This is a genomic window from Bradyrhizobium sp. (genome assembly GCF_050014615.1).
Lineage (GTDB): Bacteria > Pseudomonadota > Alphaproteobacteria > Rhizobiales > Xanthobacteraceae > Bradyrhizobium.
Genome location: NZ_JBEKCZ010000325.1, coordinates 1 through 3,789 on the forward strand (window position 1 = coordinate 1; position 3,789 = coordinate 3,789).

The 3,789-nt window shown below is 64.3% G+C and carries 2 protein-coding genes; one reads left to right on the forward strand and one right to left on the reverse strand.

From position 1 onward, the window contains the following. On the reverse strand, positions 1–619 hold a 619-nt coding region (locus tag ABR948_RS28925; RefSeq protein ID WP_428124638.1), incomplete at its 3' end, for an AI-2E family transporter. 131 nt (positions 620–750) lie between these two features. On the opposite strand from ABR948_RS28925, the gene ileS reads away from it, so the two are divergent. Beyond that, positions 751–3,789: isoleucine--tRNA ligase (gene ileS, locus ABR948_RS28930; RefSeq protein WP_428124640.1), on the forward strand; the 3,039-nt coding region annotated here is incomplete at its 3' end.

Consider the following 3,789-nt stretch of genomic DNA (forward strand, 5'->3'; position numbering starts at 1 on the left):
TGGTGTCGCGGCTGCCGAACAGCGAAACCAGAGAGGTGCGCAGCTCCATCTGTCCGACCAGGAAGAAAAATAGCGAGCCAAAGAACAGCAAGAACTCGCCGGCCGCCGGCGTGACGAAGGCGACCACCGGCAGCACGAAGCTCGAGGTCGGCGTGTTGACATCGACGGCGCCGTTATTGGTGCCGAATAGCGTGGTCTGCAATTCATGCAGCGCCGCAATCGGCCGCTCGAGCACCGCAAGTCGCTCCTTGATGGTGGCGCCGATCTCCGGCGCGCGCCCGATCCATTCGCTCACCGGGCCGGCGAGCATGGTCACGGCCAAGCCCAGCGCGCCGAGGCCAAGGGCGACAATGACCAGGCTGGTGAGCCATGGCGAAATGCCGCGCCGCTTCGCCGCCTTGACCAGCGGCGCCAGCGTCACGGCGACGATCGAGGCGGCCAGGATCGGCAACAGGATGGCGCGGCCGATATAGAGAAAGGCGCCGAACAGGATCAGGAAAATGCCGATATTCGCCGCCTGGCCGGCCGACAGCCAGACGTTGGTGACGTTTTCCACCGGCTGCGGGTCGCTGATGACCAGCGCGTGACGCACTTCGCGCTTGGCGCGGATATAGTCCACAAAACCCTCCGTCGCCCCTGCACCGGCCCGCCCAATGGCTCATCGGGGTAACGCGAAATCCGGGGAGCCGGTTCCCCGTCCGATGCTTTTGCGCCTTTCCGCCCTGCAATCGGCTTGTTAGAAGGCGCCCCATGAGCGACACCCCGGCAAAAGCGCGCGATTACTCGGAAACGCTGTTTCTGCCCAAGACCGACTTCCCGATGCGCGCCGGCCTGCCGCAGAAGGAGCCGGCGATCCTTGAGCGCTGGAACAGCCTCGGCCTTTACGGGCGGCTGCGCGCCGCCGCCAGGGGCCGGCCGCGCTTCATCCTCCACGACGGCCCGCCTTACGCCAACGGCAACATCCATATCGGGCACGCGCTCAACAAGATCCTCAAGGACGTGGTGACGCGAAGCCAGCAGATGCTCGGCTTCGATTCCAATTACGTGCCGGGCTGGGACTGCCACGGCCTGCCGATCGAATGGAAGATCGAGGAAGAGAACTACCGCTCCAAGGGCAAGCAGAAGCCGGATTTCCGGGATTCCACCGCGATGGTGGCGTTCCGCCGCGAATGCCGCGCCTATGCCGGGCACTGGCTCGACGTGCAGCGCGAGGAATTCAAGCGGCTCGGCATCATCGGCGACTGGGATCACCCCTACGCCACCATGAGCTACCCCGCCGAAGCCCAGATCGCGCGCGAGTTGATGAAATTCGCAGCCAACGGCACGCTCTATCGCGGCTCCAAGCCTGTGATGTGGAGCGTGGTGGAGAAGACCGCGCTGGCCGAAGCCGAGGTGGAATACGAGGACTACACGTCGGATACGGTGTGGGTGAAGTTTCCGGTCAAGTCACCGGCCCACGGTGTGCTGGCCAATGCGAGCATCGTGATCTGGACCACCACGCCGTGGACGCTCCCCGGCAACCGCGCCATCAGCTTCTCGCCGAAGATTGCTTATGGCGTTTACCGCGTCACCGAATCGCCCGCGGACAATTGGAGCAAAACCGGCGATCTTCTGATTTTGGCCGACCCGCTCGCGGACGCGGTATTCAAGCAGGCGCGCGTGACCGGCTATGAGAAGATCGGCGCGGTGCCGGCGGCCGTGCTCGCAACGATGGAATGCGCACATCCGCTCGCGGGTTTTTCCGGCGGTTACGAATTTCGCGTCCCACTGATCGAAGGCGACCACGTTACCGACGATGCCGGCACGGGATTCGTCCACACCGCGCCGGGCCACGGCCGTGAAGACTTCGAGGCCTGGGTCTCGTCCGCACGCGATCTCGAGGCGCGCGGTATCAATCCGGCGATCCCTTACACCGTCGATGAAAACGGCGCGCTCACCGCGCAGGCGCCCGGCTTCGAGGGCAAGCGTGTACTCAACGACAAGGGTGAAAAGGGCGACGCCAACGAGGCTGTGATCAAGGCGTTGAGCGATGCCGGCAACCTCATCGCGCGCGCGCGCCTGAAGCATCAGTATCCGCATTCCTGGCGTTCGAAGAAGCCGATCATTTACCGCAACACGCCGCAATGGTTCATCGCGATGGACAAGCCTCTTTCTGTTCCCTCCCCCCTTGCGGGGGAGGGTCAGGGAGGGGGGTCGACCCAGGCGACGGCGCTTGTGAATACCCCCACCCCCAACCCCTCCCCGCAAGGGGGAGGGGAGCAGAGTCTGCGCGCCCGCGCTTTGCACGCCATCTCCGTGACCCAATGGGTGCCGCAATCCGGCCAGAACCGCATCAATGGCATGATCAACAGCAAGCCCGACTGGGTGATCTCGCGTCAGCGCGCCTGGGGCGTGCCGATCGCGGTGTTCGTGCGCGAGAAGGGCGATGGCTCGGCCGAGATCCTGCAGGACGAGGCCGTGAACAAGCGCATCGCCGACGCCTTCGAGCAGGAAGGCGCCGACGCCTGGTATATGGACGGCGCCCGCGAACGCTTTCTCGGTTCGCTTGCCAATGAGGAATGGAAGAAGGTCGACGACATCTGCGACGTCTGGTTCGATTCCGGCTCGACCCATGCTTTTGTGCTGGAGGACCCCGTGCATTTTCCGGGCCTTGCCGGCATCAAGCGCAAGGTCGATGGCGGCAAGGATACCGTGATGTATCTCGAAGGCAGTGACCAGCACCGCGGCTGGTTCCAGTCGTCGCTGCTGGAAAGCTGCGGCACCCGTGGCCGCGCGCCGTTCGACATCGTGCTGACCCACGGCTTCACGCTGGACGAGAACGGCCGCAAGATGTCCAAGTCGGTCGGCAATACCGTCGAGCCGCAAAAAATCATCGCGCAATCCGGCGCCGACATCCTGCGGCTCTGGGTCTGCGCCACCGACTATGCCGACGACCAGCGCATCGGCCCGGAAATCCTCAAGAACACCATCGAGACCTACCGCAAGCTGCGCAACTCGATTCGCTGGATGCTCGGCACGCTGCATCACTTCAAGCCGGCGGACGCGGTCGCGGTCGCCGAGATGCCTGAACTGGAGCGGCTGATGCTGCACCAGCTCGCGGCCCAGGCGGCGATCGTGCGCCAGGCCTATGCCGAATTCGACTACAAGACCGTGGTCGCCAGCCTGTCGGCGTTCATGAACACCGAACTGTCGGCGTTCTATTTCGATATCCGCAAGGACACGCTGTATTGCGATGCGCCGTCCTCGCTGGCGCGCAAGGCCGCGCTCACCACCATCGACATGATCTGCGATGCGATCCTGAAATGGTTCGCCCCGGTGCTCAGCTTCACCTGCGAGGAAGCGTGGCGGCTCTATCGGCCCGACGCCGAGCCGTCGGTGCATCTGACGCTGTTTCCGCAAGGGTTGGAAGATTTCCGCGACGATGCGCTGGCGGCAAAATGGGAAATCATCCGCGATGTCCGCCGCGTCGTGACCGGCGCGCTGGAAGTCGAACGCGCGGCAAAGCGCATCGGCTCCTCGTTGGAAGCCTCGCCGATGGTCTACGTTTCCGACCAGAACATCTTCAGCACGCTGTTCGACGTTGACCTCGCCGAAGTATGCATCACCTCGAATGCGATGGTGACCAATGACGACGCGCCGGCCGACGCGTTCCGCCTGACCGACGTCTCGGGCGTCGCCGTCGTGGTCGAAAAGGCCCAGGGCACCAAATGCGCGCGGTCGTGGAAGATCCTCCCCAGCGTGGGCGAAGACGCCGAATATCCCGATGTGTCGCCGCGCGACGCGGCGGCG